Annotated in this window: 1 pseudogene; it reads right to left on the minus strand. The window is 50.4% G+C overall.

Going from position 1 to position 794, the window contains the following annotated elements:
- Positions 1 to 741: pseudogene (locus AACS05_RS24785) on the minus strand (helix-turn-helix domain-containing protein); the annotation flags it as partial.
- Positions 742 to 794 lie beyond the last annotated feature (53 nt).

Genomic DNA, 794 nt, shown 5'->3' on the forward strand with positions numbered 1-794 from the left:
CGGTAACCTGTTCAGGGCCGGGTTTCAGCAGATTAGGATGCCGGTAAAAGCGATGATGGCTGTTAGTGGTTTTGTGATATGCCCGTTTCACTGGCACCAGGAGCCGGTATTCATCCAGCAGGTTAAACAGACGGTCTCGTCCGATATTCAGCATTTTATCGGACTGAGTGTTCAGCAGATAGTGCAGTTTACGCGTACCGATTCGCGGCTGACGACACCTGACTCGGGCAACAAACTCAAGAACCTGAGCATGATGTTCCTGTCTTTTTATGCGTCTTGTGTTGTCCTGATACCACGCCTGTCTGCTGTGCCCCAGGAACTGGCATGCACGCGTAACAGTTATTTTTGGGGCCGGACTTTGCGCGAGGACTTGCCGGGCCGCTTTTTTACAACGCTCACCCCGTAATCATTTTTCAGGACGTTGATAACCGACTCAAAAAACTCAGCTTTCTGGTTCGCCAGCTCAAGCTGTTCTTCAAGTTCCCTGATTCTTTGCTCGGGTGTAAGCGGGATAATCGTCTGAGCCACAGGCAGTTTCCTCTTCACCAGGTCAGGAAGTCCGGGACTCCAGTCAAGTCGGCCATACTTACGCAACCAGACAAGAACGGTGGAGCGCCCCTGAATACCATACCGCTGCTGGGCCTGTTTATAGGTCATCTCGCCTTTTTCAACCTGCTCAACAACAGCTATTTTAAAGGATAGAGGATAATCACTTTGGGTGCGTTTGAACTCAGTCATCATCACGTTCTCCGTATTTAAGTCAGGAACGTGTCAACGCTATTCAGGACGGGTCA

Source organism: Citrobacter sp. S-77 (assembly GCF_963864895.1).
Lineage (GTDB): Bacteria > Pseudomonadota > Gammaproteobacteria > Enterobacterales > Enterobacteriaceae > Citrobacter > Citrobacter murliniae.